The sequence below is a fragment of the Catenuloplanes japonicus genome (assembly GCF_000717135.1).
Classification (GTDB): domain Bacteria; phylum Actinomycetota; class Actinomycetes; order Mycobacteriales; family Micromonosporaceae; genus Catenuloplanes; species Catenuloplanes japonicus.
Genome location: NZ_JNXY01000021.1, coordinates 67,023 through 89,963 on the forward strand (window position 1 = coordinate 67,023; position 22,941 = coordinate 89,963).

Annotated in this window: 23 protein-coding genes and 1 pseudogene; 12 read left to right on the plus strand and 12 right to left on the minus strand. The window is 72.5% G+C overall.

Annotation, left to right across the window (positions count from 1 at the left end):
- Positions 1–6: 6 nt before the first annotated feature.
- From OP04_RS27080 to OP04_RS27095, 4 genes are all read right to left on the minus strand, one after another.
- Positions 7–567, minus strand: coding sequence for a TetR/AcrR family transcriptional regulator (locus OP04_RS27080; protein ID WP_033342681.1), 561 nt, complete (start codon positions 565–567; stop codon positions 7–9).
- A 165-nt stretch (positions 568–732) separates the two neighbouring features.
- Entirely contained in the window at positions 733–1,473 is a 741-nt protein-coding gene (locus tag OP04_RS27085; RefSeq protein WP_033342789.1) for a MerR family transcriptional regulator, read from the minus strand.
- Between the two features lie 372 nt (positions 1,474–1,845).
- The gene (locus OP04_RS27090; RefSeq protein WP_033342682.1) at positions 1,846–3,075 is read right to left on the minus strand and encodes an MFS transporter; all 1,230 of its coding nucleotides are present in this window, start codon (positions 3,073–3,075) and stop codon (positions 1,846–1,848) included.
- Positions 3,076–3,108: 33 nt separating this feature from the next.
- Positions 3,109–3,687 (minus strand): TetR/AcrR family transcriptional regulator C-terminal domain-containing protein, encoded by a 579-nt coding sequence (locus tag OP04_RS27095; protein WP_033342683.1) that lies wholly within the window; start codon positions 3,685–3,687, stop codon positions 3,109–3,111.
- A gap of 47 nt (positions 3,688–3,734) precedes the next feature.
- On the opposite strand from OP04_RS27095, the gene OP04_RS27100 reads away from it, so the two are divergent.
- The 5 genes from OP04_RS27100 to OP04_RS27120 all read left to right on the plus strand — a co-directional run bounded on the left by OP04_RS27100 (position 3,735) and on the right by OP04_RS27120 (position 7,818).
- Positions 3,735–4,973, plus strand: coding sequence for an FAD-dependent monooxygenase (locus tag OP04_RS27100; RefSeq protein ID WP_033342684.1), 1,239 nt, complete (start codon positions 3,735–3,737; stop codon positions 4,971–4,973).
- Positions 4,974–4,995: 22 nt separating this feature from the next.
- Positions 4,996–5,367, plus strand: a complete 372-nt coding sequence (locus OP04_RS27105; protein WP_033342685.1) for a MerR family transcriptional regulator — start codon at positions 4,996–4,998, stop codon at positions 5,365–5,367.
- 95 nt (positions 5,368–5,462) lie between these two features.
- Positions 5,463–6,386, plus strand: a complete 924-nt coding sequence (locus tag OP04_RS27110) for an NADP-dependent oxidoreductase (protein WP_033342686.1) — start codon at positions 5,463–5,465, stop codon at positions 6,384–6,386.
- 218 nt (positions 6,387–6,604) lie between these two features.
- Positions 6,605–7,063 carry a GNAT family N-acetyltransferase gene (locus OP04_RS27115; RefSeq protein WP_033342687.1) on the plus strand — a complete coding sequence of 153 codons (459 nt, stop codon included), beginning with the start codon at positions 6,605–6,607 and terminating at the stop codon, positions 7,061–7,063.
- Positions 7,060–7,818 (plus strand): DinB family protein, encoded by a 759-nt coding sequence (locus OP04_RS27120; RefSeq protein WP_033342688.1) that lies wholly within the window; start codon positions 7,060–7,062, stop codon positions 7,816–7,818. Before OP04_RS27115 ends, OP04_RS27120 begins: the two co-directional genes overlap by 4 nt.
- Here OP04_RS27120 and OP04_RS27125 read toward each other — a convergent pair.
- Both OP04_RS27125 and OP04_RS27130 read right to left on the minus strand, forming a co-directional pair.
- Entirely contained in the window at positions 7,739–8,554 is an 816-nt protein-coding gene (locus OP04_RS27125; protein ID WP_033342790.1) for a sugar nucleotide-binding protein, read from the minus strand. The two genes, OP04_RS27120 and OP04_RS27125, sit on opposite strands and share 80 nt — an antisense overlap.
- Positions 8,554–9,591 carry an aldo/keto reductase gene (locus tag OP04_RS27130; protein WP_033342689.1) on the minus strand — a complete coding sequence of 346 codons (1,038 nt, stop codon included), beginning with the start codon at positions 9,589–9,591 and terminating at the stop codon, positions 8,554–8,556. The genes OP04_RS27125 and OP04_RS27130 overlap by 1 nt, the downstream gene beginning before the upstream one ends.
- A 95-nt stretch (positions 9,592–9,686) precedes the next feature.
- On the opposite strand from OP04_RS27130, the gene OP04_RS27135 reads away from it, so the two are divergent.
- Positions 9,687–10,250, plus strand: coding sequence for a TetR/AcrR family transcriptional regulator (locus OP04_RS27135; RefSeq protein ID WP_232323750.1), 564 nt, complete (start codon positions 9,687–9,689; stop codon positions 10,248–10,250).
- A 299-nt stretch (positions 10,251–10,549) separates the two neighbouring features.
- On the opposite strand, the pseudogene OP04_RS53620 reads toward OP04_RS27135, so the two are convergent.
- The 3 genes and pseudogenes from OP04_RS53620 to OP04_RS27145 all read right to left on the minus strand — a co-directional run.
- Positions 10,550–10,738: pseudogene (locus OP04_RS53620) on the minus strand (ABC transporter permease subunit); the annotation flags it as partial.
- Complete coding sequence (locus OP04_RS54835) at positions 10,690–10,857, minus strand: hypothetical protein (RefSeq protein ID WP_198154003.1); 168 nt, start codon at positions 10,855–10,857, stop codon at positions 10,690–10,692. The gene OP04_RS54835 and the pseudogene OP04_RS53620, both read right to left, overlap by 49 nt.
- 22 nt (positions 10,858–10,879) lie before the next feature.
- Entirely contained in the window at positions 10,880–11,848 is a 969-nt protein-coding gene (locus tag OP04_RS27145; RefSeq protein ID WP_033342791.1) for a quinone oxidoreductase family protein, read from the minus strand.
- A 143-nt stretch (positions 11,849–11,991) separates the two neighbouring features.
- Here OP04_RS27145 and OP04_RS27150 point away from each other — a divergent pair, with 143 nt between their 5' ends.
- The 4 genes from OP04_RS27150 (at position 11,992) to OP04_RS27165 (ending at position 16,648) form a co-directional block, all read left to right on the plus strand.
- Positions 11,992–13,068: a beta propeller repeat protein gene (locus OP04_RS27150; protein ID WP_033342692.1), complete on the plus strand. Its 1,077-nt coding sequence runs from the start codon at positions 11,992–11,994 to the stop codon at positions 13,066–13,068.
- Between the two features lie 11 nt (positions 13,069–13,079).
- The gene (gene sigJ, locus OP04_RS27155; protein ID WP_033342693.1) at positions 13,080–14,015 is read left to right on the plus strand and encodes an RNA polymerase sigma factor SigJ; all 936 of its coding nucleotides are present in this window, start codon (positions 13,080–13,082) and stop codon (positions 14,013–14,015) included.
- Positions 14,016–14,099: 84 nt separating this feature from the next.
- A complete protein-coding gene (locus OP04_RS27160; RefSeq protein WP_033342694.1) occupies positions 14,100–15,248 on the plus strand; it encodes an NAD(P)/FAD-dependent oxidoreductase in 1,149 nt (382 codons plus the stop codon).
- A 515-nt stretch (positions 15,249–15,763) separates the two neighbouring features.
- Positions 15,764–16,648, plus strand: coding sequence for an ABC transporter substrate-binding protein (locus tag OP04_RS27165; RefSeq protein ID WP_033342695.1), 885 nt, complete (start codon positions 15,764–15,766; stop codon positions 16,646–16,648).
- Between the two features lie 186 nt (positions 16,649–16,834).
- Here OP04_RS27165 and OP04_RS27170 read toward each other — a convergent pair whose 3' ends face one another.
- On the minus strand, positions 16,835–17,491 hold the full coding sequence (locus OP04_RS27170; protein ID WP_085066803.1) for a response regulator: 657 nt from the start codon (positions 17,489–17,491) through the stop codon (positions 16,835–16,837).
- Positions 17,488–18,672, minus strand: a complete 1,185-nt coding sequence (locus OP04_RS27175; protein ID WP_033342696.1) for a sensor histidine kinase — start codon at positions 18,670–18,672, stop codon at positions 17,488–17,490. Before OP04_RS27175 ends, OP04_RS27170 begins: the two co-directional genes overlap by 4 nt.
- 176 nt (positions 18,673–18,848) lie before the next feature.
- Here OP04_RS27175 and OP04_RS27180 point away from each other — a divergent pair, with 176 nt between their 5' ends.
- Positions 18,849–19,580 (plus strand): ABC transporter ATP-binding protein, encoded by a 732-nt coding sequence (locus tag OP04_RS27180; protein ID WP_033342697.1) that lies wholly within the window; start codon positions 18,849–18,851, stop codon positions 19,578–19,580.
- Positions 19,577–22,177 carry an FtsX-like permease family protein gene (locus OP04_RS27185; RefSeq protein ID WP_033342698.1) on the plus strand — a complete coding sequence of 867 codons (2,601 nt, stop codon included), beginning with the start codon at positions 19,577–19,579 and terminating at the stop codon, positions 22,175–22,177. The genes OP04_RS27180 and OP04_RS27185 overlap by 4 nt, the downstream gene beginning before the upstream one ends.
- Before the next feature lie 96 nt (positions 22,178–22,273).
- Here OP04_RS27185 and OP04_RS27190 read toward each other — a convergent pair whose 3' ends face one another.
- A complete protein-coding gene (locus tag OP04_RS27190) occupies positions 22,274–22,768 on the minus strand; it encodes a hypothetical protein (protein ID WP_157240407.1) in 495 nt (164 codons plus the stop codon).
- Positions 22,769–22,941 lie beyond the last annotated feature (173 nt).

Here is a 22,941-nt window from a genome sequence, read left to right on the forward strand (position 1 = left end):
ATTGCGTCAGCGTGAGTGGCCGAGCGCGTCGTAACTGGCCGCGATCAGGTGTTCCCGGAGCTGGTCACGGGGTTCGACGTCGCTGAGCGCGACGACCGCGACCGCGATCCCGCCCAGCGCGGTGACGACCCGGGCCGCGCGCGCCAGGTCGCCGCCCTCCCGGTCGATGCCGAACGAGGCGAGGATCGGGTCCGCGATCGCGTCGCACTCCGCGTTGGCGGTGCGCGGGTCGCCGGCGCGGCTGAACACGGAGAGCGCGAGCGACATCAGGCCCGGCCGTTTCAGTCCGAGGTCGACGAGCCCGGCGACCATCAGCCGGTCCCGCTCCGGGCCGACCGGCACACCGTCCAGCCCCGCGATCTCGTGGATCGCGCCGGTGCAGTTGCCGATCGCGGCCTCCCAGAGCGATTCCTTGGTGGGGAAGCGATGCAGCAGGCCGGTCTTGGAGTAGCCGGCCGCGTCCGCGATCCGTTGCACGGACGTCTCGGCGAAGCCGTGCTGGGCGAAGAGCGCGGCCGCATGATCGAGGATCTCCTCGTCGATCTCTTCCTTGGTCTGTCGCGGCATGGGACCAACCTAGTCCGTCTCGGACCACTCTGGTCCACCACCGACCGTAATGGTCCTCACATTCCCCCGTGCATTTACCCGATTTATCCTCGCATTTCGGAAATCTCGTCGCGCTTTCTTTGCCCGAAGAAAGCGCACCGGCGCCGACCCATCAAGATCAAATGCCTAAAGATCCCCCAGCGGTACGACTCGGAACTCCCGAACCATCCGTGCGAGGAATTCCTGCTGCGCGCCGTTGAACGTCAGATCTCCATACGCCGCGAACAGCTCCTCCACCCGGGGCGCCTCCAGCGCCGGATAGTCGTCCGGCAACCCCTCCAGGACAGCTCGCCCGTCCGCCGCCATCCGGTCCACCTCCGCGGCCGGCGTGGATTCGTCGAGCGCGGCGAACCGGTTCGCCAGCGAGGTCAGCGCCTCCAGCAGCCCGGGACCGGACAGCACCGCCAGGAGCCCGGCCAGCTCATGCCGGCCGGGCTCGTCCAGCAGGTGATGGAACAGGATCGACAGCTCCCGGTCCACCCGCGCCGCCTCCGGCGTCACACCGTCCGCCGCCGGGATACCGGCCAGCTCCGGCGGCAGATCCGGGCGCGCACCGGCCGCCCGCAACCGCGCGATCACCGCCCGCCGGGCCGTGAGCCGCTCGATCTGCGCCGCCAGCTCCGCATCCAGCCGGTCCAGGACGTCGCCGGCCCGGTCGTCCGCGTCCAGCAGCGCCGGAATCTCGTCCAGCGACAGCCCCAGCTCGGCCAGACGCCGCACGCGCAGCAGCAGGATGAGGTCGCGCACCGTGTACTCGCGATAGCCGTTCCCGCGCCGAGCCGGCTCCGGCAGCACCCCGACCTGGTGGTAGTGCCGCAGCGTCCGCACACTCACCCCGGCCAGCCGCGCGATCTCACCGCTGTTCATGTGCCGCCACGCTACCCAGCCCGGAGCTGGTGGGGTCGCCCGTTGCGCAGGCGCCTCGCGGGCAGCCCGGCGGCGAGCAGCAGCGCGCCCCAGCCGGTGAGCGGGGCGTCCCCCACGTCGTCGGACCAACGTGGGGGGCGCCCCGATCCTGGAGAAGCGCGGCGCCCGTCGCACGTTGGCGGACAGCCCGCCGCATGCGGGCGCCCCACGGACGACACGGCGGCCGGCGGTGGCGGCCTTGCCTGAGCTTTCGGCGTCGAGGTCCGGACCCGACGTGATCAGCCGGGACGAGGACAACCGGGCACTGTCTGCCCGACATTTCGCGACATAGCGGCTTGTAGGCCGACAACAGCCTGTGGGCCGACAACGCCCTCACGCTGACACCGGCAACTCAACGGGTGCGGCCTGGTTACGCGCCTCCGTCGCGGTCAGGTTCCGCAGCGGTGGGGCCCACAGTGCGAATACACCCGCCACGACCCAGACCGCGGCCAGCCCGATCGCGGCCTCGCGGGCGCCCGCAGAATCGATGACCAGCGCGGTCACGCCGAAGCCGAGCGCGGGCGCGAGCGTGACGATCGTGTTCTGCGTGCTCATGATGCGGCCGCGCATCGCGTCCGGGATCCGCTCCACCATGAGCACGCCGAGCAGGCTGCCGAACAACCCGTTCCCGAGACCGACCACTGCCGCGGACGCGAGCACCAGCCACGGCGCGGCCAGTGACGACATCGCGGCGAAGCCGGCCACCGTGGTCAGCAGCCCGGCGACGAACCAGGCCCGGCGCGGGCCGCGGGTGCCGGCCACGGCGTAGAGGCCACCGCCGGCCAGCAGGCCGACCGCGAGCGCACTGAGCACGAGTCCGAGCAGCTCCGGGCGGTCGATCAGGGTGAAGTGGACCGGCAGCACCAGGCCCTGGAAGCCGCCGAGCACGAGCACCAGCGCGCCGCTGAGCGCGGTCGTGGTGAGCAGGAACGGGGATCGGGCGAGCGTGCGGAATCCGTCGCGGAGTCGTACCCCCGTGGGCTGTTTCCCCACCGCACCGGCCGTGCGCGGGATCAGCAGCGTGATCAGCGCGGACGTGGCCGACAGCGCCGCGGTGATCCACAGGATCTCGCTGCCGTCGAAGAACGCGATCATGGTGCCGGCCGCGCCGGGTCCGACCAGCAGCACGACCGCGCCGAGCGCCTCACGCAGGCCGAGCAGGCGTTCGACCGGGGTGCCGCCGATCCTGGCGATGCCGGGGAGCATGGCCTCGCGCGCGGTCAGGCCGGGCACGTCGCCGAACGAGCCGACCACCGCGGACAGCACGAACCAGCTCAGCGACAGGCCGACCGCGGAGTCCAGCAGCGGCAGCGCGGCGATCGAGGCGGCGGAGATCAGCTCGGTGAGCACGGACGCGGTACGCCGGTTGATCCGGTCGATCACCACGCCCATGAACAGGCCGGCGACCGCGGCCGGGAGCGCGGACGCGATCGCCACCGTGCCCGCGGCCAGCGCGCTGCCGGTGGTCTGCAGCACGATCAGCGGCAGCGCGACGCCGGCCACGGAGTTGCCGAGCAGGGACAGGACATACGAGGCGAGGTACGCCGTGGAGGTGCGGTTCACCCCACCATGGCAAACCATGACGTAGCGTCGGGGTCAAGCGCCGGTGCCGAGCAGTCGCGCGAGGCCGTGCGCGAAACGGGCGTCGAACGACTCCTCGGTCAGCGCGGGGAACAGGCGGCGCAGCGCGGGGCGGTCGCCTGGGTCGAGCGTGCCGGTCGCGCGCGCGGGCAGCGCCTGTTCCTCCTGGACCAGGCCGAGCACGAAGTAGACGATCGCCCACAGCGTCCAGCCGGCCTCCCGCTCGGCCATCCCGGCGTCGAGCAGCGCGGCGGCCAGCGCCTCGGCCAGGTCGAGCGTGGCGGGCTCGGCCGCGTAGGTGCCGGCGACCACGATCGCGCCGTCCCGGTGGGCGAGCAGCGCACGGCGGTAGCGGTGGGCGATCTCCACCGCGCGTTCCCGGCCGTCGTCCGGCAGTCCGTCCAGGCGCGCGCCGGCCACGATCGCGTCCGCCATCAGCTCCTCCAGGCGGGCCTTGGACTTGGCGTGCCAGACGACGGTGTTCATCCGGACGCCGAGCCGGGCCGCGATCGCGCGCATCGACACCCCGGCCGCACCCTCGTCGCGGAGCACCTCGAGTGCGGCGCGCACGACATCCTCTTGACTCTTGGTCACTGACCTAGTCTAGTCTCTTGGTCACTGACCAAGACATCGGAGGAGACATGGACGTCGTCATCGTGGGAGCCGGACCGACCGGGCTGTGGCTGGCCGGGGAACTGCGGCTCGGCGGGGCCACCGTCACCGTGCTGGAACGCCGCGAGGAACGGGACCGGCACTCGAAGGCGCTCACCGTGCACCCGCGCACGCTGGAGATCCTGGACACGCGCGGGCTCGCGGAACAGTTTCTGGCCGAGGGCCTGCGCGTGCCGAACGGGCACTTCGCCTCGCTGCCGGACCGGATGGACTTCTCGGTGCTGGACACGCCGTTCCCGTACACGCTGATCCTGGTCCAGGCCCGCACGGAGGAGCTGCTGGAGGAGCGGGCCCGCGCGCTCGGCGCCGTCATCCGGCGCGGCGTGCGGGTCGACGGGCTCGCACCCGGCGGCGTGCGGCTGGCGGACGGCAGCGTGGTCGAGGGCCGGTACGTGGTCGGCTGCGACGGCACCCGCAGCACCGTCCGCGAGGCGGCCGGCATCGACTTCCCCGGCACGGACGCGACCACCTGGGGCTGGCTGGCGGACGTGGTGCTGGACGCGCCACCGGCCCGCGGCGTGCTCACGCTCACCGGCGCGCGCGGCGGCCTGATGATCGTGCCGATGCCCGGCGGCCTGCACCGCCTGGTCGGCGCGGACGCGGAACCGGCCGGCACCGGCGAGCCCACGCTGGACGAGGTGCGTGCGACCGTCACCCGGATCGCCGGCACCGACTTCGGCCTGCGCGACCCGGACTGGCTGTCCCGCTTCGGCAACGCGACCCGGCAGGCGGCGCAGTATCGGAAGGGGACCGTGTTCGTGGCCGGGGACGCCGCGCACATGCACTTCCCGGCCGGCGGCGTCGGCATGAACGCGGGCATCGCGGACGCGCACAACCTCGGCTGGAAGCTGGCGGCGGTGGCGACCGGGCGCGCGCCGGAGTCCCTGTTGGACAGTTACCACGAGGAGCGGCACCCGGTCGGCGCGGACCTGCTGGCGCACACCCGGGCGCAGACCGCGCTGATGACCGCGTACTCGCCGGACGGCCAGGCGCTGCGCGGCGTGCTCAGCGAGATGATCGCCACCGTGCCGGACTTCTCGCGCCGGTTGGCCGAACGGCTGTCCGGGCTCGCGGTGACGTATCCGACCGGGCCGCGCGTGCCCGACCAGCCGCTGCCGGACGGCGGCACGCTCTTCGCCCGGCTCCGCGACGGCGGCCCGGTAAGGACCGCGGCCGGCCTGGTCCGCCCGGACGGCCATCCGGCGTAGGCGCCCGGCGTAGGCTTCCGGGATGCGGATCGGCGAGTTGTCCCAGCGTACGGGCGTGAGTCCGCGCTCCCTGCGGTACTACGAAGACCAGGGCCTGATGCACAGCTCACGCTCGGACGCGGGACAGCGGCACTACTCCGAGGCCGAGGTCGAGCGCGTGCTGCTCATCCGGAAGCTGTTCGACGCGGGCCTGTCCAGCAGGGTGATCGCGAACGTGCTGCCGTGCGTGGACCTCCCCGATTCCCTCGACGTCGCCGAGGAGACGTTCACCGCGATGGCGCGCGAGCGGGACCGGCTCAACGCCGAGATCGCGCACCTGGTCGAGTCCCGGGACGCGCTCGAGGTGCTGATGAGCGGCAACACGCGGCACCGGGAGGCGCTGTCCGGGCGGTGACCTGCACCTCAGCCGCTTGCCCCTTACATCGGTGTCAACGCCGAGGATGACCTCAGCGCCCGGGAGCACCCGGGCCGGTCAGGAGGCGGCAGAACATGGGACAGGCGTGGGGTTTCGGCAAGCATGGCGGGCCTGAGGTACAGGAGCTCTTCGATCGCCCGGACCCCGTCCCCGGCCCCGGCGAGGTGCTGATCCGGGTGCAGGTGGCCGGCGTGAACCCGATGGACTACCAGGTGCGCGCGGGCCTGGTCACCGGGCTCGACGGCGGGCGTCCGTTCCCGCGGGTGCTGGGCATGGACGCGGCCGGCGTGGTGCTCGCGCTCGGTGCGGACGTCGAGGGGCTCGAGGTGGGTGACGCGGTCTTCGGGTTCGCGCTGACCGGCGGTGGCACCTACGCCGAGACGACCGTGCTGTCCGCGCCGCACACCGCGCGCATCCCGGCCGGCCTGTCCGCGCTCGTGGCGGCGACGCTGCCGGTGGCCGGGACGAGCGCGGTGGACGCGCTCGACACGCTCGACGCCCCGGCCGGTGCGACGATCCTGGTCAACGGCGTCGGGGGCGGGGTCGGGCTCGCGGTCGCCCGGCTGGCGGCCGCGCGCGGGCTGCGGGTGGTCGGCACCGGGAGCACGGCCAAGCGCGAGGCCGCGGAGGCCGCCGGGGTGCGGTTCGTCGACTACACGGCCGGGGACGTCGTCGCCGCGGCCCGCGCGCTGGTGCCGGACGGCTTCGACGGGATCATCGACCTGGTCGGCGGCGACTCGCTGCGGACGGTCGCGCCGCTGGCCCGGGAGGCCCGCACCGTCATCGCCGTGAACGACATGTCGGTGGCCGAACTCGGCGGGCGGTTCGTCGCGCGCCGCCTCGACCGGGAGAACCTGGAGCGGGCCGCCCGGCTGGCCGTCGACGGCGTGCTGGCTCCCGCGATCACAGCGGTCCACCCGCTCGCCGACGCGCCGGCCGCGCTCGCCGCCGTCGAGAACGGCCACCCGACGGGCAAGGTCGTCATCACGGTGTCATGAGAAGTGCCGGGCCTGGGTGTGGAACGCGCCCAGGCCCACGCCCGGGGCGAAGGTTTCCTGCTCCCGTTGCGCTTCCGAGTCGTACCGCATGGGGCATTTGATCTTCAAAAGATGGTGGTGCCGGGGCGGCGGGCGATGACGGCCACGGCCGCGGCGCCGCACGCGGCGACGCGGTAAGGAGTCAAAAACCGCTCATGTCTTACAGATAGTCTGTGCGCATGCGCTTGGAACCGGTGACCGCGGCCAATTACGAAGCGGCGCTCGCACTCGCCGTCCGCGACGATCAGACCGACCTGGTGGCGCCGGTGGTGAAGTCGCTGGCCGAGGCGTACGTGTTCGGTGAGATGGCCTGGCCGCGGCTGGTCTACGACGGTGACGAGCCGGTCGGGTTCGTCATGGCGTTCGTGGACTACGAGTGGACGGGCGGCGACGATCCCGGCAGGCGTTCCGGGCTGTGGCGGCTGCTCATCGCGGCGGACAAGCAGGGGCGCGGCTACGGCCGGTTCGCGGTCGAGGCGGTCTGCGCGGAGCTGCGGGACCGGGGCTGGTCGCAGGCCTACGTGACGTTCGAGCCGCGCGACGGCGGCCCGGAGCCGTTCTACCTCGGACTCGGGTTCGTCAAGACCGGCGAAGTGAGCGACGGCCAGACGGTCGCCGTGCGTACGCTGCGTCCATGACGGACTTCAGCAACCGGGACATGTCCGGGACCCGTTTCCGGATGGTCCGGCTCGCGCGTTCGACGTTCCGGGACGTGGACTTCTTCGGGTCGGTCATGCGCGGCGTCTACCTGGTCGACACGGACATCAACGGCGAGATCAGCAACCTCACGATCAACGGCGTCGACGTGGCACCGCTGATCGAGGCCGAGCTGGACCGTCGTGACCCGCGGCGCGCGCTGATGCGCCCCACCACGCCCGAGGGCTTCGTCACCGCGTGGGAAACCGTGACCGAGATGTGGGAGCCGACCGTGGCGCGGGCCCGCACGCTCGACCCGGAACTGCTGCACGAGCGCGTCGACGACGAGTGGTCGTTCATCGAGACGCTGCGGCACCTGCTCTTCGCCACCGACGCGTGGATCCTGCGCGGGGTCCAGGGCAGCGCCGCGCCGTGGCACCCGCTCGACCTGCCGTGGGACGGCATGGAGCCGACGCCGGGCGTGCCGTGGGACCGGGAGGCGCGGCCGTCGCTTCCCGAGGTGCTGGAGCTGCGCCGGGACCGGATGGCCACGGTCCGCGCGGTGATCGGGACGCTGACGCCGGAGTCGCTGGCCGCGTCGACGCCGCCGGGCGTCGGTCCGGGCTGGCCGTCCGAGGGTGACAGCTATCCGGTCTCGGACTGCCTGCTGACCGTGCTCAACGAGGAGTGGTGTCACCGTCTGTACGCGGAGCGGGATCTGGACGCGCTAGAAACTCGCGGGCGCCCCGCAGCCTGACGGTGAGGCGTTCCTGAGTCCAGGCGCAGTCGAGTCTGAGCGCGAGCGGGCCGGGCGGGCCGGTCTCCGCGCGTCGGCCGGGCGTGAGTGCGGTCTCGTCCAGGCCGTCGCGGCGAGCGATGAGCGTGGCCAGTTCGAGGCGGTTGATGGCGTCGGGCCCGGCGATGTGGTGGACGCCCTGTGCGTTGCGCAGTTCCAGCAGCGCCGCCGCGAGGTCGGTGACATGGATGGGGCAACGGACATCATCCGTGAACAGCACTTTTTGTTGGACATTTCGGATATGGGAGACTTCGCCCTCGCCGATGATCAGCGAGGTGCGGGCGATGACCGCGTCCGGGACAAGGCCGCGGACCGCCAGCTCGGCCGCGGCCTTGGCGGCACCGTAGGGCGTGGTCGGATCCGGCACGCTGCGCTCGTCGTAGGTGACCGCGTTTCCGGAGAAGATCGCGTCGCTGGAGACGTGCACCAGGCGTGCTCCGATGTGCGCCGCCGCGGCCGCGACGTGCATCGCGCCGTCCGCGGTGATCGCCCAGTCGTGCTGCCGGTAGGCCGCGTTGATGATCACTCTTGGGCGAAGGTGCCGGACCAGATCCAGCACGGCGGCGCGGTCCCGGAGGTCCAGGCGGTGCCGGTTCTCCGTCTCCGGAGCGGCCCGATGGAACGTCGCGTGCGCTCCGGACTGCCGGACGATCTCGCCGCCCAGCAGCCCGCTGCCGCCCACCACCAGAAGATCGATCACGCCATCACGGTACGCGCCGCTCGTGCGGATGCCGGGCGGCGGCGCAGCGGCACCTCCGTGATCGAGGGCGGCGCGTAGGCCATGTCGAGCCGGCCGAGGTCCGTGCCCGGCGGGACGATCGTGTCGATCTCGTCCAGGATCTCGTCGTCGAGCGTGACCTCCGCGCTCGCCAGCAGGTCGTCCAGCTGCTCCATCGTGCGCGGGCCGATGATCGCCGAGGTCACACCCGGGTGCGCGATCGAGAACGCCATCGCCAGATGGGTGAGCGGGATCCCGGCCTTCTCCGCCAGCGGGATCAGCTGCTCGACCGCGTCGATCCGGCTCTCGTCGTGGATGTGCGTGAAGATCCGGGCCCGGCGCAGGTCGGTCTGCACGCCCTTCCGTACCCGGCCGGTCAACATGCCCTGCGCCAGCGGGCTCCAGACCAGCACGCCCATGCCGTACCGCTGCGCCACCGGCAGGATCTCCCGCTCGATCCCCCGGCTCAGGATCGAGTACGTCGGCTGCTCGGTGCGGAACCGCTCCAGCCCGCGCCGCTCCGCCACCCACTGCGCCTCCACCATGTCCGAGGCCGGCATTGTGGACGAGCCGATCGCCCGCACCTTCCCGCTGCGCACCAGGTCGGTCAGCGCGGACAGCGTCTCCTCGATGTCCGTCGACGGATCCGGCCGGTGGATCTGGTACAGGTCGAGGTAGTCGGTGCGCAGCCGCCGCAGCGAGTCCTCGACCTCCTTCATGATCCAGCGCCGGGAGAGCCCCCGCTGGTTCGGATCGCCGCCCATCACGCCGTTCACCTTGGTCGCGAGCACGATCCGGTCCCGCCGCCCCTGCAACGCCTTCCCGACGATCTCCTCGGACTCCCCGCGCGAGTACGCATCCGCCGTGTCCACAAAGTTGATGCCCGCGTCCAGCGCCCGGTGGATGATCCGGATCGACTCGTCATGGTCCGGATTCCCGATCGCGCCGAACATCATCGCGCCCAGCGCATAGGGGCTGACCTGGATGCCGGTGCGACCCAGCGTGCGGTAGTGCATGATCGTCCTCCAAAGCCCGTACCATTAACCGGAACGCTTTCTCACTTCCTGACGATACGGAACACCTTCTCACTTACGCAACCCTGGAGGCAGGCGTGACGTCCGACAAACCACCTCGGCGGGTACGCGCGGACGCCCAACGCAACGCCGAAGCCCTGATCACCGCCGCCCGCGAGGTCTTCCTCACCTCCGGCCTGGACGCGCCCGTCCGCGAGATCACCACCAGGGCCGGCGTCGGCCTGGCCACGTTCTACCGCCACTTCCCCGAGCGCTCCGACCTGATCAGCGCCGTCTTCCGCTCCGAGGTCGACGCCACCGCCGCCACCGCCGCCACGCTGGCCGCCACCCACGAGCCGCTGGAGGCGCTGACCCTCTGGCTCCAGCGCTTCACCGAGTTCGTCACCGTGAAGCGCGGCCTGGCCGCCGCCCTCCACTCCGGCAACCCCACCTTCACGCCGCTCCCCGGCTACTTCTCCCAGCGCTTCGAGCCCGCGCTCGGCGCGCTCCTCGACGCCGCCGCCACCGCCGGCGAGATCCGCGCCGACATCCCTCCCGCCCAACTGCTGACCGCCGTCTCCCGCCTCTGCTCCTCCGGCGACATGCCCGAGAACCTCCGCCTGGTCACGCTCCTCATCGACGGCCTGCGCTTCGGCGCCTGAGCCGGCCTCTCAGGGCTCCGCCGGAACGGTGGAGCCACCCGGCAGGCGGGCCGATGCCGATCGACGTGGCACACCACCGCGTACCGGTCCGGCGGCGCCGTCGCCAGCCACAACGAGGTCGCCCAGGTCGACGCGGGACAGCAGAAGGACGTCGACCGGCGGCCCGTCCGGCACCTCAAGCCCTGCCGACAGCGTGTGCACGACTGGGACCGCTCGCGCTGCCGCGGGCTGCGCCGCCCCAGCGCGGTGGCCAGGGACGCGGTGAGGACGACGGCGACGGCCGGTGCCAGCACCAGATGCGGCGGCCCGAACGGACACGCCCGCCCGTCGGAGACCATCGCGCCCCACTCCGGCGTCGGCGGCTGCACGCCCAGGCCGAGGAACGACAGCCCGGACACGCTCAGCAGCGTGCCGGCGAACCGCAGGCACGCGTGCGCGATCAGCGGCGAGGCGATGTTGGGCGCGATGTGCCGGTACGCGATCCGCACCGGCCCGGCGGGTCCGTGACGTAACGCACGGTCACCTTGGACGCGCCCGCGGCCGTGCCCCGGTAGGACGCGTTGCGGGTCAGCACGGCGGAGTCGGCGCCGTTGACGATGGACATCACGTACGGCCCGGTGCGGTCTTGATCACGGAATGAGCAGCACCCGCCCGAAAGCCTCGCGGTTCTCGATGAAGCGGTGCGCGTCCGCGGCCTCGGCCAGCGGGAACTCCCGATCCACCACCACGGTCAGCTCGCCCGCGGCGATCCGGGCGATGAGCGTGTCCACCATCGTGCGGACCCTGGCCGGGTCGTGCTGCATCTCCGCCGCCAGGTAGACGCCGTTCAGCGACGCGCTCTTGCCCATCAGCGGCCTGACCTGCGGCGAATACCCCTCGCGGCCGGCCTCGCCGATCCAGCTGATCCGCCCGCGGTACGCCAGCGCCTCGATGCTGCCCTCCAGCGTGCGCCCGCCGACCGGGTCGAGCACCAGGTCCGCGCCCCGGCCGCCGGTGAGTTCCCGGACCCGCGCGACGACGTCCTCGTCTCGGTAGTTGATGGCGTGGTCGAGTCCGTACCGCGCCAGCCGCCCCAGCTTCTCGTCGCTGGAGGCCGTGCCGATCACGGTCGCACCCGCGGCCTTGGCGAGCTGCACCGCCGCGAGCCCGACACCGCCGGCCGCGGCCTGGACCAGCACGGTCTCGCCCGCGCGCAGCCGGCCGAACTCGAACAGGCAGTCGTCCGCGGTGGCGAACTCGATGAGGATGCCGGCCGCGACCCGCGGGTCCATGTCGTCCGGCACGGCGTAGGCGTTGCGCGCCTTCACCGCGGCCAGCTCCGCGTGCGAGCCGGACGCCATGAACGCGACCACCCGCTGCCCCTCGCGCACGCCGGTCACGCCGTCGCCGAGCGCCACGATCGTGCCCGCGGCCTGGTAGCCGACGATGTGCGGCGCGTTCTGGACCGGGGCGAGCTGCCGGTGCAGCAGGTCGCCGCCCTGCACGCCGATCGCCTCGATGCGCAGCAGCACCTCGCCGGCCTGTGCCACCGGGTCCGGGACCTCCTCGTACCGGAAGACCTCGGGTCCGCCGTTCTCGTAGTACACCGCTGCCTTCATGCCCACGCCTCCGTTGTTGATCAAGGTTTCAATCATCCGTTCTACCCCTGTGCTGCCGGACCACACGTCGGCGGGGCCCCCTTGAGCGATCGCTCAAATTGAGCTACGTTTTGAGCAACCGCTCAAACTTCGGGGAGTCGCCCATGAAACGCCTGCTCATAACGGCTGCCGCCCTGCTCGCGCTGGCCGGGTGCGGCACCGCCACCACGGCCGGCCCGGCGGCCCCCGACATCACCGAGGCCATCGCCGGCCAGGTGGAACGGCTCATGGTCGGGGACCGGGACCACCTGTGCGCCACCTACGGCGACTGCACCGGCCGCCCCTGCCGGACCATGATCGCCGCGTCGGCCGACGGCGGCGAGACCTGGACCCACCATCCACTGCCGCTGGACACCTATCCGGCACGGAGGCCGCACGTCAACGGCCTCATCTTCGACCTGATCGTCGTCACGCCCACCACGCTGCGGGTGCGGTCGTGGCACGAGGACCGGTCGTGGTTCAGCACCGACGCCGGCGCGACCTGGACCCGCGCACCGCGCGACGCAGCCGACCCGGTGCCGTCCGTCCCGGCCGGATTCGTACCACTCGACATCGCATTGCGCTCGGTCGGCGGCGTGGGCACGTTCCTCTGGGCGGCCGACCCGGTCACCGGCGAGGCCGTCCCGGTGAAGGTGCCCGACCGGGCCGACACTCAGCACAGCCTGCCCGGCAGACCCGCCGACGACATGTGGCTGAGCAGCCTCCACAGCGGGACCATGGACGTCTTCGCCAGCCACGACCGGGGCGTCTCCTGGCAGACCGCGACACTGCCGGTCGGCCCGAACGGCGCCACGATGACCGCAGGCCCGGACGGCACCGTGTACGTCCTGGCCGGCAACACGATCGCGGTCAACCGCAGCACGGACGGCGGCCGGCGCTGGGAGACGATCAGGCCGGCCGGATTCGCGAAGGGCGTGCTGATCGACGGCGCGATCGTGCTGCCACAGGGCGGGCTGCTGCTCTCCGCCAGACGGGCCGACCGCAGCCGCACCGGCTACCGCAGTGTCGACGGCGGACGGACGTTCCAGGAGCTACCGGACCTCGATCACGACCTCGACACCATCCCGGCCGGCGGATTCATCGACCGGATGCCCCGCACCTGGGAGTCACATCAGGACCGCCTGCTGCTCTCCGACGACGGGCTCACCTGGCACGAGGTGACGGCGCCGACCACACGCTAAGCTCTGCGGCGATGACGCTCAGCGCGCACGAGATCGACCTGTTCGAGCGCTCCCGGGGACGCCTGGAGGCGATCGCGTACCGGATGCTGGGCGGCGCGGGCGACGCCGAGGACGCGGTCCAGGACACGTTCCTGCGCTGGCAGGCCGCGGACCGGGCGCACATCGAGACACCGGAGGCGTGGCTGACCACCGCGCTCACCAACGTCTGCCTCAACCAGCTCACCTCCGCCCGGGTGCGCCGCGAGACCTACGTCGGCCAGTGGCTGCCCGAACCGCTCCTGGCCGGCGACCGCATGCTCGGCCCGGCCGAGACCGCGGAACAGCGCGAGTCCGTCTCGTTCGCGATGCTCACGCTGATGGAACGCCTCTCCCCCACCGAGCGCGTGGTCTACGTGCTGCGCGAGGCGTTCGGCTACCCGCACGGTGAGATCGCCCGCATGCTGCGTCTCACCGAGTCGAACTGTCAGCAGATCCACCACCGCGCCCGGCAGCACCTGACCGCGGGCCGGGTGCGTGTGCAGACGACCACGGCCGAGGCGGCGGAGATCGCGGCCACGTTCGTCCGGGCCTCGCTCAGCGGGGAGATCGCGCCGCTGGTCGCGCTGCTGACCGGCGACGCGATCAGCGTGGCCGACGGCGGCGGCCAGGTCCCGGCCCGCACCATGCCGATCGTGGGCGCGACCGCGATCGCCCGCTTCCTGCGCGGCCTGTTCAAGCCCGCCTCCCGCCGGCTCTTCGACGAGGACTTCGCGCTCTACACCGCCGTGGTCAACGGCGGCCCCGCCGTGCTGGCCGTGGCCGGTGAGGGCCGCGTCGCCGGCGTCATCACGCTCGACGTCACGCCGGACGGCATCGCCGCGCTCCGCGTCCAGGCCAGCCCGGCCAAACTCGTACGCCTCACCCGCGCGTGGGCGACCGCCGAGCACGGCGAGCCGCTCACCTGGTGACGCAGGCCACAACCCCGCCCTGTCAGGGATCGCGGCGCTGTCCGGTTCAGGTAGCGACCACACACCCGAGACGGGAGCTCACTCATGACGCACCGCATCGTCGTCCTCGGCGCCGGCTACACCGGCGTCCACGCGGCCGGCCGCCTCGCCCGCCGGCTGCACGCCGCCGACACGTCCATCACGCTGGTCAACCAGGACCCGGACTTCATCGAGCGGGTGCGCCTCCACCAGCTCGCCGCCGGCCAGGACCTGCCGCACCGCCCGCTGCGCGACGTCCTCGCCGGCACCCACGTCACGCTGCGGCCCGCCAGGGTCACCGCGCTGGACGTCACGCACCGCACGGTCACCACGGACACCGGCGACCTGCGCTACGACACGCTCGTCTACGCGCTGGGCAGCACGGTCGCCGCGCCCGGCCCGGACGTCGACCACGTCGGAAGCCGCCCGGCCGCGCTGCGCCTGCGATCCCGGCTGGAGGCCCTCACCCCCGGCGCCACCGTGCTGGTCGCGGGCGGCGGCCTGACCGCGATCGAGGCCGCCACCGAGATCGCCGAATCCCACCCGGCACTGTCCGTCGCGATCGCCGCCCGCGACGGCGTCGGCACCGCGCTCAGCCCGCGCGCGCAGGCCCATCTCCGTGCCGTGCTGGCGAAGCTCGGCATCACCGTCCACTCTGGAACATCGGTCGTCGCCGCCGACGGATCCGGCGCCACGCTCGCGGACGGCCGCCACCTCCCCGCCGACGTGACGGTCTGGACCACCGGCTTCGCCACCCATCCGCTCGCCGCCGCCAGCGGCCTGTCGACCGCCCCGGACGGCCGGATCATCGTCGACGCCACCATGCGCGCGGTCTCCCACCCCGACGTCTACGCGGTCGGCGACGCCGCACACGCCCCCGGCCCCGACGGCACCACGCTCCGCATGTCCTGCGCGTCCGGCCTCCCGTCCGCCTGGCAGGCCGCCGACGCGATCTCCGCCCGCCTCACCGGCCGTCCCGTCCCGACGACACCGGTCCGCTACTACGCCCAGTGCATCAGCCTCGGCCGCCACGACGGCATCATCCAGCTCGTCACCGCCGACGACCGCCCCCGCCCCACCGCCATCCTCGGCACCCCCGCCGCCCGCATCAAGGAGATGATCGCCGCCGGCGCCGCCTGGAGCATCTCCCACCCCACGCTCCTCCTCCCCACCCGCCGCCACCCCCTCACCCCCGCTCCGTCACCGGTCGCCTGACCCTGAACCAAGATCTGGTTCCTTTTCCCACTTCGCGGTGGTTGCGGTCCGCACGCTCCCGCGGGCACCGGTCGTCGCTGGCGCTCCTCCCTTCCGCTCCCGCGCCACACCGGCTTCACACCAAAACCCGCCCGCACCCACAACTCCAGGCACCCTTTCCATGATCGGTGCGTCCCCATGTCGCTACCGGGTCCTCCCGACACCCTTCCGCTGACGCCTCACAGACGTGAGAATCCGCTCCTCGCCGATCAGCCGAAAACCGGCGGCAACCCGCGAACCGGACCACCGCGCCAGCGGAACCGGGGTCTGGGGTCGCCCCCAGAGCAAGCTCAAGCGCCCGCGGGAGCAAACGGGCTGCACCACGCCGGAAGCGGGAAAGCTTATTGCCATGCTTTTGCAATTAGGCCATGCTGGTCTGAGCGTGAGCCACGGGAGAGGCGAGCGTGAGGGGGTGCCCCGGCATTGCGATGATCCACGCGCCGGGGCATTCCCCCTTTCCCGGGCATGATGGGGCGATGCGGATCGTGTCCCTGCTGCCGTCGGCCACCGAGATCGTCTATGCGCTCGGGCTGGGGGATGCGCTGGCCGGCGTCACGTTCGAGTGTGACGAGCCGGCGTCGGCACGCGTGGAGAAGGCCGTGGTGGTCGGCGGGCGGGACACGCGCGGGATGACGCCGGTGGAGATCGACCGGTACGTCAAGGAGCGGATGGCGGCCGGGGACGACCTCTATACGCTGCACGCGGACGCGCTGGCCGGGCTCGCGCCGGACCTCATTCTCACCCAGGATCTGTGCCGGGTGTGCGCGCTGCCGTCCGGGCATGTCGAGGACGCGCTCGACCATCTCGGCTGCCGGTCGGACGTGCTGTCGCTGGATCCGTACACGCTGGACGACGTGCTCGGCACGTTCCTGGCCGTCGGCGAGCGGGCGGGCGTGCCGGAGCGGGCGACCGCGCTGGTGGAGACGTCCCGGCAGCGGCTCGCGGCCGTCGCCGACCTGGTCGCGGACCGACCGGCACCGAGGGTGACCGTGGTGGCGTGGGTGGACCCGCCGTTCGGCGCGGGCCACTGGGTGCCGGACATGATCCGCGCCGCGGGCGGCGACCCGGTGGCCGCGAGGCCGGGCGCCCGTTCCGCCGAGACGACGTGGGAGGCACTGCGCGCGCCTGACCCGGAATTCGTGCTGGTCACGCCGTGCGGGTTCCACCTGGACGGCGCGGCGGAGCAGGCCGCCCGGGTCGTGCCGCACTTCCCGGGCGCGCAGGTGTGGGCGATCGACGGCGACGGCCTGGTGGTCCGCCCCGGCCCGCGCCTGATCGACGGCGTGGAGGCGATCGCGGCGATCCTGCACCCGGACGCGGTGCCGCGCCCGGGTCCGGGAGTGATCAGGCGAGTGGCGTGACCGGCGCCGCGGGCCGGGCGACGGCCGCGACCAGGATCGAGAGCAACAGGAGTACGCCCGCCACCGCGTAGAACTGGTCGAGGCCGGAGACCGAGCCCCGCAGTGGATGGACGAAGCGGGTCCGGGGTCAGGCCCGACGCCAGGTCCAGGTAGATCCGGCCGCACCGGCATATACCGTCAACCGCACTATCGGCCGCCCGGAGAAACGAGCCGCCGCTCCCAGGCCCAGGCCGCGATCTCGACCCGGTTCCGCGCGCCGAGCTTCGCCTGCACGCTGCTCAGATGTGTCTTCACGGTGCCGACCGAGATGAACAGCTGGGCGGCGATCTCCGCGTTCGTCCGGCCCTGGGCGGCCAGCCGGACCACGTCCAGCTCGCGGGGGGACAGGTCGCCGAGATCCTGGCGTACCGGCGCGGGCGGGGTCATGTGCTCCAGCAGTCGTACCGTGATGGAGGGGCTGATCAGGGCGTCTCCGGACGCGGCGGCGCGCACGGCCTCGATCAGCAACGCCGGGCCGGAGTCCTTGAGCAGGAACCCGCAGGCGCCGTTGCGCAGCGCGGCGTGCACGTATTCGTCGAGGTCGAACGTGGTCACCACGACCACGTTGACCGGGTCGGCGACGCCCTGGCCGGCCAGGCGGCGCAGCGCCTCGAGGCCGTCCATCCGCGGCATGCGGATGTCCATCAGCGCCACGTCCGGCCGCAGCCGGGTGGCCAGCTCCACGGCCTGGACGCCGTCCGCGGCCTCGCCGACCAGCTCCATGTCCGGCTGCGCACCGATGATCATGCCGAAACCGGTGCGGACCATCGCCTGATCGTCCGCGACCAGCACCCGGATCGTCACTGTCTCTCCTCACCCGCCGCGATCGGGAGCGCCGCGTCGACCACCCATCCTCCGTTGATGCCCGGACCGGCGCGCAGCCACCCGCCGACCGACGCTACGCGCTCCCCCAGACCGTCCAGTCCGTAACCCTTGCGGTCGGTGGCGCGCAGCGGCGCGGCGCCGTCGTTGGTCACCCGCACGAACAACCACTCGGGGGTACGCCGCAGCTGCACATGCGCACGGGTCGGCTCGACCGCGTGCCGCCGGACGTTGGTCAGCGCCTCCATCACCACGCGGTACGCGGACGTGCTCACATCCACCGGCAGACCGTCCAGCGGCCCCTCCACGAACAGCCGCGCCTTCGCACCGCCGGCCGCGGTGAACTGCTCCAGCAGCGGCTCCAGGTCCGCGACCCCGGCGAGCGGCGTCAGCGGGGCGGCCGCGTCGCCGCTGCGCAGCACGCCGACCATCCGGCGCATCGCGGCCATCGTCTCCGCGCCCGCGTGCTCGATCTGGTCCAGCGCGGTGATCACGCGCTGCGGGTCCTGCTCCGCGATGAACCGCGCGCCCTGCGCCTGCACGACGATGCCAGTCACGTGGTGGGCGATGAAATCGTGCAGGTCCCGGGCGAACTCGGCGCGCTGCTCCACCCGTACCAGGGCGATCTGCCTTTCCCGCTGACTCTCGGTGAACCTGTTCCAGACGCCGACCGCGGCGATGCTCGCGGCCAGGATCACCAGCAGCAGACCGATCGACAGCAGTTCGAAGCCGTTCTCGGCCCGCTGCGGCAGCACCACGATCGCGAACAGCAGGAAACCGGCGGAGACCCAGCCGAGCCGGGGATGACCGAACCGGGCCACCATGAACAGCACGACGATCAGGCCGAGCAGCTCGGCGAAGCCGATGCCGCCGCCGGTGGTGCCGCCGCTGCCGGCCACCAGCACGGTGACCGTGACGGACAGGAACCCGAACAGGATCGCGTAGATGGTCAGCCGGACGGACCCGCGCCGGGCCCGGGGCAGCCAGATCGCGGTGGCGCCCGCGGCCAGCGGCAGCGAGGGGAGCACCAGGAACTCGCCGACGGGGGACCCGGCGGTCGCGGCGGACAGGAGGAGGTCGAAGAGCGCCAGGATCACGGTGAGCAGCAGGACCGCGGTCTTCCGGAGGCCCATCCGGCGTTTGCGTGGGGAGGAGGTCGTCATCGCCTACCCAGCGTAGTGCGGGTGCCGGCCGGGCCGGGTCTGCCGTTCGACGGGCCGTCGCCTCTGACTTTCGGCCGAGTCCGGGTGGCCGATCTCCGGTCGCGGGTCGGATGTGAGGGATGCCCGGTTTCGGCAGGCTGTGCACAGCATTTTCCACCACCGAAGGGACTTCACCGATGATGCTCGCCTGCGAGGCTCGTGACCTGGTCAAGGTCTATGGGCGTGGCGACACCGCCGTGCGCGCGCTGGACGGCGTGTCGGTCGGCTTCGGCCGCGCCGAGTTCACCGCCATCATGGGCCCCTCGGGCTCCGGCAAGTCCACGCTCATGCACTGCCTCGCCGGCCTCGACCGCGCCACCAGCGGCGCCGTCCTCCTCGGCGACGTCGACCTCAGCAAGCAGAACGACCGCGTCCTGACGAAGGTGCGCCGCGAGCGGATCGGGTTCGTGTTCCAGGCGTTCAACCTCCTCCCGCAACTGACCGCGGCACAGAACATCACGCTCCCGCTGGACCTGTCCGGGAAGAAGCCCGACCCGGCACTGTTCGGCCGCCTCGTCGACGTCCTCGGCCTCCGCGACCGGCTCACGCACCGGCCCAGCGAACTGTCCGGCGGCCAGCAGCAACGGGTGGCACTGGCCCGCGCGCTGGTGTCCCGGCCGGAGGCGGTGTTCGCGGACGAGCCGACCGGCAACCTCGACTCCCGTACCGGCGCAGAAGTCCTGTCCTTCCTGCGCAACGCGGTCCGGGAGTACGGCCAGACCGTCGTCATGGTCACCCACGACCCCATCGCCGCGTCCTACGCCGACCGCGTGATCATGCTCGCGGACGGCCGGATCTCGGGGCAGCTGACCAACCCGACGCGCGAGTCCGTCGCCGACGCGCTCAACCAGCTGGCGGGCGCACGATGACCGTCCTGCGCACCCAACTCTCCGGCATCGCCCGCCGGCCCGCACGCCTCCTGCTCACCGGTCTGGCACTGATCGTGGCCGCCACCGTCGTCTTCGGCACCGTCCTCGCCCAGCGGATCACGACCCAGACCATTCTCAACACCTTCAGCGGTACGTCCGCAGCCGCCGACCTCGTGGTCGGCAGCAGGACCGGTGGCTCGCCGGAGGCGCTCGCCACCGTGCTGAAGACGCCCGGCGTGGACTCCGCGATCGCCCGCACCACCGCGTTCTACGAGGTGCCGACGCAAGGCGGATGGCTGGAGGTCGTCGCCGACCCGGGCACCGGGCCGCTCTCCGACGTGAAGCTGACCTCCGGGACGTTCCCCACCGCGGCGAACCAGATCGCGGTCACGCCGCGCACCGCCGAGCGGATGGGGCTCACGGTCGGCACCACGGTCTCGGCCCGCGCCGGCACCGAGTCGCCGAACCACACGTTCACCATCACCGGCATCGCCGAGCCGGCCAAGGGCGAGGGCTGGTCCGGCACCGGATACACGACCGGCGAGCAGGTGACCGCGCTGCTCGCGGCCGACTCCACGGCCGACCAGATCTACGCCTACACGCCGCGGATCGAGGTGCACCTGGAGCCCGGCGCGGACCCGGCCGAGGTCGCGCAGCGGCTCGGCCAGACACTCCCGAAGGTCGCGGAGCAGAGCGACGAGGCCACCCTGGTCCCGATCGACGTCGCGATCGGCGCGGACCTGCGCCGGCAGGAGGCGCTCGACGCCGCCAGCTCGCTCAACGAGGTCTTCTTCCTGATCGGCATCTTCGTCGCGATCGCGGCCGCCGCGGCCGCGCTGGTCGCCACGTCCACGTTCCGGATCGTCTTCGCACAGCGCATGCGGCAGCTCGCACTGCTGCGGGCCGTCGGCGCCGGACGCGGGCCGCTGACCCGCGCGCTGATCGTCGAGGGCGCGCTCACCGGCGCGATCGCGGGCGTCACCGGCGTGCTCATCGCGTACCTGCTCGGCCTCGCCGCCGGCCCGGCCGCCCGCGTCTTCCTGGACGCCGAGCTGGCCCCGCCCGGCCTGCCGATCCTGCCCGCGATCATCGTCGTGCTCGGCACCACGCTGATCGCCATGATCGCGGTGCTCTCCCCCGCGGTCACCGCGTCCCGGGTCTCGCCGCTGGAGGCGCTGCGCTCCGCGGCCGTCACCGGCGCCACCTCCGCGCTCGGCCCGGTCCGCTGGGTCTTCGGTTTGCTGCTCACGGCCGCCTCGGTGGCGCTGATCGCGGTCGCGGTCCTCAACCTGCCCGAGCCGAACACGCCGAACACCACCGGCGAAATGGTCATGCTGGCCACCGTGGGCGGCGGCACGCTCGCGTTCTTCGCGCTGGTCGTGCTCGGCCCGGCCGTGCTGCGCCCGGTCCTCTGGCTGGTCGGCCTGCCGCTGCGCGCGCTCGGCCCGACCGGGCGGCTCGCGGTCGGCGGCGTCGGCGGCGCCCCCAAGCGTGCCGCGTCGGTCAGCGTCGTGGTCGCGCTCGCGGTCACGCTGATCGCCGCCGCCGTGGTCGCGCTCTCCACCGTCCGCGTGGAGATGAACCAGCAGCTCGCGCTGATGGCCCCGGCCGACCTGCAGATCTCGGCCGAGGCCGGCACCACGCTGCCGGCCGGCGTCCTGGACGCGGCCAAGTCCAGCCCCGAGCTGAAGAACGTGCTGTCGTTCCGGACGGCCGACGTGGACCTGCCGGTCACGGCCGGCCCCGGCATGATGGTCGCGCCGGGCGAGGAGGCGCCTGACAAGATCACGGCGAAGGTCTCCGACCTGGCGCTGGGCTCGCTGAGCACCATCAAGGACATCCGGATCACCCAGGGCAGCCTGGACGCGATCGGGCCGGGCAAGGTCGTCGCGGTCGACTGGCTCGGCAGTGACAACGGCGGCAACTACGGCCTCGGGTACGGCGAGCAGACCACGCTCACCCGCGAGGGCAAGAAGATCACCGTCACCGTGGCCGCGACCGTCTCCGGCCTGCCCGGCGACGCGTGGGTGCTGGTCGACCCGGCCGACCTGACCACGCTCGGCGCCGCGCCCGAGCCGACCGGCCTGCTCGCCGACGCCGCCGGTGACCGCAACACCGCGCTCACCGCGGCCCGCGCGCTGGTGCCCGGCAGCGGCGTGCAGATGCTCGCCGACCAGCGCGACGACTTCGCGTCCGAGCTGCTGCTGCTGACCATCGTGGCGTTCGGCCTGGTCGGCATGACCGTGTCCGTCGCCGTGGTCGGCGTGGGCACCACCACCGCGCTGTCCGTGGTGGAGCGTCTCCGCGAGGCCGGTCTGCTCCGCGCAGTGGGCATGTCCCGCGGCCGGCTCCGGGCGACGCTGCTGCTGGAGGCCTCGCTCTACGGCGTGGTCGGCTCGCTGCTCGGGCTGGCACTGGCCATCCCGTTCGCGTCGCTGATGCTCTCCGCGGTGGGCCTGGACGGCCCGCTCGCGCTCCCCTGGGGCCAGCTCGCGCTGGTCATCGTGGTCCTCGGTCTGCTGACCGCCGCGTCCGGCGTCCTCCCCGCCCGGCGCGCCTCCCGCGTCAGCCCGACCGCGGCACTCGCGATGGACTGAGCCGGGGGGACGGAAACGGGGCCCGGCGATTCCGTCGGGCCCCGTTTTCCGTGCTTCCGTCGGTGATCCAGGCGTCGTTCAGGTCGTCGGGAGCGGCTAGAACGGCCAGGGGCCGCCCTTCTCCGAGATCCGGCGGCAGGGCTCGCGGGTGTCCTCGACCAGGTCCGTCACCAGGTCGGCGCCGGCCAGCGGACGCCCGGTCCCGACCGGCCTCCAGACCCGGCCCCGGTACCGCCGCCCCAGCGCGGACAGGTCGTCGTCGAGCGAGTCCTCCATCAGGCTCGTGATCTTGTCTGCCTCGAAGAACGTCACCGACGCGTAGTCCGCCTCCTGGACAACCCTCGCGATCCGCCAGCAGGCCTGCTTCCCGTCCTCGTCCTGCAGCACGGCGAACAGCAGCCCCACCATGTTCACCACGACCCCGGCCACGATCGCGGTCAGCACCCACGGCTTCCGCCACGGACTGCGCCGCGGCCCGGCCGCCGGTGGCACGACGGGCTGATAGTGCTGATGGTGCGGTGCGGGCGGATAGGGCGCCACCGGCTGGTACGGCGGGACAGGATGATGAGGCGGCGGCTCAGGCACGATCACTGCGGCATTATCAGCGATCCCCCCGCCCTCGTACAGCCCGTCCCGGCCGCCTCGCCCCGCCCATACACGATTACCGATCCGTACCCTCGGCATCGCCTTCTTCTGTTCTCCGGAACCGGGCAGTGAGATCGTCCTCTCGGCGGAGAACGACACTTTCGGCTGGTTCCCGGCGG

Bases quoted from the DNA above. Each gene is read 5' to 3' on its own strand.
- sigJ (WP_033342693.1), top strand. From the start codon at position 13,080: ATGACGCTCAGCGCGCACGAGATCGACCTGTTCGAGCGCTCCCGGGGA.
- OP04_RS27180 (WP_033342697.1), top strand. From the start codon at position 18,849: ATGATGCTCGCCTGCGAGGCTCGTGACCTGGTCAAGGTCTATGGGCGT.
- OP04_RS27115 (WP_033342687.1), top strand. From the start codon at position 6,605: ATGCGCTTGGAACCGGTGACCGCGGCCAATTACGAAGCGGCGCTCGCA.
- OP04_RS27120 (WP_033342688.1), top strand. From the start codon at position 7,060: ATGACGGACTTCAGCAACCGGGACATGTCCGGGACCCGTTTCCGGATG.
- OP04_RS27085 (WP_033342789.1), bottom strand. From the start codon at position 1,473: ATGAACAGCGGTGAGATCGCGCGGCTGGCCGGGGTGAGTGTGCGGACG.
- OP04_RS27100 (WP_033342684.1), top strand. From the start codon at position 3,735: ATGGACGTCGTCATCGTGGGAGCCGGACCGACCGGGCTGTGGCTGGCC.
- OP04_RS27105 (WP_033342685.1), top strand. From the start codon at position 4,996: ATGCGGATCGGCGAGTTGTCCCAGCGTACGGGCGTGAGTCCGCGCTCC.
- OP04_RS27130 (WP_033342689.1), bottom strand. From the start codon at position 9,591: ATGCACTACCGCACGCTGGGTCGCACCGGCATCCAGGTCAGCCCCTAT.
- OP04_RS27160 (WP_033342694.1), top strand. From the start codon at position 14,100: ATGACGCACCGCATCGTCGTCCTCGGCGCCGGCTACACCGGCGTCCAC.
- OP04_RS27080 (WP_033342681.1), bottom strand. From the start codon at position 567: ATGCCGCGACAGACCAAGGAAGAGATCGACGAGGAGATCCTCGATCAT.
- OP04_RS27145 (WP_033342791.1), bottom strand. From the start codon at position 11,848: ATGAAGGCAGCGGTGTACTACGAGAACGGCGGACCCGAGGTCTTCCGG.
- OP04_RS27110 (WP_033342686.1), top strand. From the start codon at position 5,463: ATGGGACAGGCGTGGGGTTTCGGCAAGCATGGCGGGCCTGAGGTACAG.
- OP04_RS27185 (WP_033342698.1), top strand. From the start codon at position 19,577: ATGACCGTCCTGCGCACCCAACTCTCCGGCATCGCCCGCCGGCCCGCA.
- OP04_RS27150 (WP_033342692.1), top strand. From the start codon at position 11,992: ATGAAACGCCTGCTCATAACGGCTGCCGCCCTGCTCGCGCTGGCCGGG.
- OP04_RS27175 (WP_033342696.1), bottom strand. From the start codon at position 18,672: ATGACGACCTCCTCCCCACGCAAACGCCGGATGGGCCTCCGGAAGACC.
- OP04_RS27165 (WP_033342695.1), top strand. From the start codon at position 15,764: ATGCGGATCGTGTCCCTGCTGCCGTCGGCCACCGAGATCGTCTATGCG.